The following is a 3965-nucleotide window of genomic DNA, read 5'->3' as shown; positions in this document are numbered from 1 at the left end:
AATTTACCCGGCTGCCAGACATATCCAAATGATCATATAGAAAAAAGGGAGGAACTTCTCATGATGAGAAGTTTCCTCCCTTTCCTGTCTAAGTCATGAAAAAACCCTGCACCAAGGACAGGGTTTTCCTTTATTTATGGTTTTATTGAACGGTATACCCTCCGTCAGTCACCGGCCGAGCCTGACCGGTGATGCTCTTTCGCTTTGTCACTGACAAGGAAAATGGCGTAGTCAGCAACCTCCTGGACCTGAAGGAGACGTTTCTGAGGGACAAGTGGATAGATGACTTCTTCCAAGGCTTTTTCTTTCTCTTAACGTCTCCGCGTGTTCGCCAGGTCCTCCAGCTGATTCTGAACAAGCGGCGTATCCACATAGCCTGGGCAGATCGCATTAACGGTAATGCCATCATCAGCTCCCTCCAGAGCCGTCACTTTCGTCAGCCCGATAACCCCGTGCTTGGCACTGTTGTACCCTGCTTTACCGGCAAACCCAATTAAACCGTTGATGGAAGCCATATTCAAGACACGTCCATACCCTTGCTTTTTCATATGGGGAAAGGCGTGCTTCGATTCCGATAAAATGGGCCTTTGAGCATGATATCAAGAATCAATGCAAACTTCTCAGATGGAAATTCCTCCACCGGAGCCACGTGCTGAATCCCGGCATTATTGACGAGAATATCGATACTGGCCGAATTTACTGACTGTTTCTTCAATCGCATGCTTCACATCTTCTTCTTTCGCTACGTTGGCGACAACACCTTCGACCGTAAAGCCTTGAGATCGAAGCTCCTCGACCGATTTGTCCAATGTTTCCTGGTTGATATCATTGAACATAACTTTGGCACCGGCTTTTGCGAATTCCGTAGCAATTTCCAAACCGATGCCTTGGCCTGATCCTGTAATTAAGGCAGATTTTCCTTCTAACACGATAATTCCTCCTTCTAGGTTCATCACTCCTTACCTTTCCCACTTTTCCGGAAAAATGCACAAAAAACTCAGCCTTTGAAAGGCTGAGTTTTTTCAGCTTGTAGAGAAACCTTTTTTCCAGTGACTCCAAAGGAGCGGTCACCAATACTTGGTCATGGATAGGATTTTCCCCACGCAAGCGGCAGTAACGCAGCTTGTACTGTTCTTTTGAAACGGCGAAGGAGCTATGCTCAACCTTTCTCTTTTATCATAGGGTAAAGCTGTCTTCCCACAGGCATCGGCACGAGGAGCGTTCGGTGGTGACGCCTGCGGGAACAGCGCGAGCCGAAGATCCACTTGGTCCAATGGTTTTCTTGACCAAGTCAGCTGAGGCCGTGCCCGCGGCAGGCATCCACCGATAAGCGGAACGTGCCCTCTCAACACGACATGCGGACAACTCTAACTGGATAGGACGAACTTTTTCTTTAGTATAGTTTTCCCTGGCGGTACATAATGTTGGACAATTTCATAACGGAGTGGATATAGCAGTTTTGACGGAGCGGGAACGGATCTCCTAAAAACTGCGGAAGAATCGTATCCATCGTATGTTTCATTTTATCGAACAGCCGTTCAAATACTTCGTCTTCGTTCATGAAACGCGCCTCTCTTCCTGCACCCATTCATAGAAGGAAACGATCACACCACCGGCATTGGCGAGGATATCCGGAATGATCAAGACACCTTTATCCGCCAGATGCTTATCTGCTTCCTCTGTAATAGGTCCGTTAGCGCCTTCAACAATAATTTCTGCCTGGATATCCTTCATGTTGCCTTCGTGAATCTGATCTTCCAGCGCTGCAGGAACAGGACGTCGACATCCATGGTAAGCAGTTCATCCCGGTCTCTGATTTCTGCTTGGAGTTGGCTCTTCCAGCTGCTGATCTTCGGTGGGAAGGTCTCCATCATTCTGTTTCGTGAATTCTCGAGTGCTTCAATATCCAGCCCATCACGGTTGTACAACATGACGTTTGCATCGCTGACAGCGACCACTTTGTTGTTCAAGTAATCACATTTCCTGGATTCAAGCGCGGCTACTGATCGAAGGTTTCCAAAGCCCTGAACAGCCATTTTCAATTCTTTATCGGCATGATTCAGCGCCGTTTTGGCAATATATTATCGGTTCCTTCCAGCCAGTCCTAATCACTTCTTCTAAGAAGTCATGCAGCATATAGCGGAACGTAAAGTAGACACCTTTCCCTGTTGATTCCGCGGCGTCCAAGTGACCCACCGTTCACAATGCTTTTGCCTGTAAAACTGTTGCGGTCAGGCTTTTCCCGGATGGAGCGCCTTGTACTCTCCCATCATCCAGTCCATTTCCCGTTCTCCCGTTCCTACGTCAGGAGCTGGTATGTCTTTATCAGGCCCCAGAATATCGTTAAAATACTGGACATATTTTTTGCAGATCAGATTCAGTTCCTTCACACTGTAATCTTTGGGATTGATTCCGACGCCGCCTTTTCCTCCGCCGAACGGCAGCTCATGAAGGGCATTTTTCAACGTCATCAGCTTAGCGAGGTTGGCCACTTCGTCTTCATGGACCGATTTCATGGAAGCGGATCCCGCCTTTATATGGGCCTACCGTATCACTGTGTTGGATACGAAAGGCTGGAATACGAACGATCTGACCGTCCTCCATCGGAACTCTTAAGTATGATTTATGCACGTGATTCGGTGTGGATAGAAGGGCCACCAGTGATTTATACGCCTGCTCTCTGGACTCGGTACTTCAGATCCGGTAGAAAATCTTTATCTTCCATAACTGCTTTCAGTGACTCTTCGATGATTGATTGTTGTCTCTGCATACATAAAGCCTCCGATCTAATGATAAGGTCCTGTGCTGATTTTCACTCACTAAATTACCCATACCCTAATTTTTCCACGTGAAACGTTTCCTAACCATTAAAAAAGCTCCCTAAATAAGGGAGCTTTTGGCTGTAGAAAAAGCCTGTGTTAACCAGTTAGAGTTGTCCATTTGTCGTGGGAAGGGTCACATTCCGCTTATCGGTGGATGAATGCCGCGGGCACGCCCTCAGCTGACTTGGTCAGGAAGATCGCCTGCCCAGTGGATCTTCGGCCCGTGCTGTTCCCGCAGCATCACCACCGAACGCTCCTCGTGCCGACGTTAGAATATCAGAAGAGAGACGAGCAGTGAGTCGCATGGCTGCGCTATGGCCGCTTGCGTGGAAAAGAAAAAGGGAAAGAACAGGCGCTGATGACGGCTGCCTGCCGGAATATGAAAAAGATTGTCCTCCATCCAGCAAGGGTGAGCGGGGTGAAGGAGAGTCTTTGTCGATGTTAAAGAACTCCCAAGGAGCGGTGCCCCTTCCACTCCTGCGGAAGAACGAGTGGTCCGAGATCGCCGAGCGTGGGTTTTGCGAGGAAGCTCGGGCGCTCGTCCGCGGAAAGGGAAGGGGCTTTCGCTCCTGGCGGTAAGAAAGAAAAAAGCTTGTAAAGAAACAGAGGTTTCTCTACAAGCTGAAGCTCCCTGAATAAGGGAGCTTTTTGTTCAACCTAAAATATTATATCCAGAATCCACATACAGGATTTCGCCGGTTACCCCCCGGGATAGGTGACTCATCATAGCCAGCGTCATATCGCCGACCTCTTCCTGTGTCACATTTTTTCTAAGCGGAGACGTTTCTTCGATCTTGCTGAGAATTTCATTGAAGCTTGGTACACCCTTTGGAGCGAGCGTACGGACAGCTCCCGCAGAAATCGCATTCACACGGACCCTGCTGCTGTCCCATATCTTCAGCGAGGTAACGGACAGCCGCTTCAAGGGAGGCTTTTGCTACCCCCATGACGTTGTACCCTTTCACCAGGCGCTCCGCACCGAGATAGCTCATAGCCATCAATGAACCGCCTTCTGTCATATACGGCCGCGCCGCTTTGGCTACCGCTATGAGGGAGTAGCACTCGCATCATGAGCGAAGGCAAAGCCGTCCCGGACGTTTCAATAAAGTCGCCTTTCAAGTCTTCCGCATGGGCAAAGGCAAC

General features: G+C 48.9%; 8 protein-coding genes and 2 pseudogenes. All 10 read right to left on the bottom strand.

The window, feature by feature from the left end; all coding sequences use genetic code 11:
- Nucleotides 1-311 precede the first annotated feature (311 nt).
- Nucleotides 312-563, bottom strand: a pseudogene (locus ACXACS_RS20090) (SDR family NAD(P)-dependent oxidoreductase); the annotation flags it as partial.
- Nucleotides 545-721 carry an SDR family NAD(P)-dependent oxidoreductase gene (locus tag ACXACS_RS20085; protein WP_474809417.1) on the bottom strand — a complete coding sequence of 59 codons (177 nt, stop codon included), beginning with the start codon at nucleotides 719-721 and terminating at the stop codon, nucleotides 545-547. The gene ACXACS_RS20085 and the pseudogene ACXACS_RS20090, both read right to left, overlap by 19 nt.
- The gene (locus ACXACS_RS20080) at nucleotides 666-929 is read right to left on the bottom strand and encodes an SDR family NAD(P)-dependent oxidoreductase (protein WP_474809415.1); all 264 of its coding nucleotides are present in this window, start codon (nucleotides 927-929) and stop codon (nucleotides 666-668) included. The genes ACXACS_RS20085 and ACXACS_RS20080 overlap by 56 nt, the downstream gene beginning before the upstream one ends.
- A 464-nt stretch (nucleotides 930-1393) precedes the next feature.
- Nucleotides 1394-1561, bottom strand: a complete 168-nt coding sequence (locus ACXACS_RS20075; RefSeq protein WP_474809413.1) for a hypothetical protein — start codon at nucleotides 1559-1561, stop codon at nucleotides 1394-1396.
- Nucleotides 1558-2036: pseudogene (locus ACXACS_RS20070) on the bottom strand (Rossmann-fold NAD(P)-binding domain-containing protein). Before ACXACS_RS20070 ends, ACXACS_RS20075 begins: the two are co-directional and overlap by 4 nt.
- A 195-nt stretch (nucleotides 2037-2231) precedes the next feature.
- Nucleotides 2232-2537, bottom strand: coding sequence for a Glu/Leu/Phe/Val dehydrogenase dimerization domain-containing protein (locus ACXACS_RS20065; RefSeq protein WP_474809419.1), 306 nt, complete (start codon nucleotides 2535-2537; stop codon nucleotides 2232-2234).
- Nucleotides 2500-2631 (bottom strand): Glu/Leu/Phe/Val dehydrogenase dimerization domain-containing protein, encoded by a 132-nt coding sequence (locus ACXACS_RS20060; RefSeq protein WP_474809411.1) that lies wholly within the window; start codon nucleotides 2629-2631, stop codon nucleotides 2500-2502. Before ACXACS_RS20060 ends, ACXACS_RS20065 begins: the two co-directional genes overlap by 38 nt.
- Nucleotides 2632-3474: 843 nt before the next feature.
- Nucleotides 3475-3717, bottom strand: coding sequence for an SDR family oxidoreductase (locus ACXACS_RS20055; RefSeq protein WP_474809418.1), 243 nt, complete (start codon nucleotides 3715-3717; stop codon nucleotides 3475-3477).
- On the bottom strand, nucleotides 3629-3841 hold the full coding sequence (locus ACXACS_RS20050) for an SDR family oxidoreductase (RefSeq protein WP_474809410.1): 213 nt from the start codon (nucleotides 3839-3841) through the stop codon (nucleotides 3629-3631). The genes ACXACS_RS20055 and ACXACS_RS20050 overlap by 89 nt, the downstream gene beginning before the upstream one ends.
- Nucleotides 3744-3965: hypothetical protein (locus ACXACS_RS20045; protein WP_474809421.1), on the bottom strand; the 222-nt coding region annotated here is incomplete at its 5' end. The genes ACXACS_RS20050 and ACXACS_RS20045, both read right to left, overlap by 98 nt.

The sequence above is a fragment of the Alteromonas sp. AWM4_230 genome, from assembly GCF_056158305.1.
Note: the sequence above shows the minus strand (reverse complement) of the source record. Positions and strands in the feature narration are given on the sequence as shown.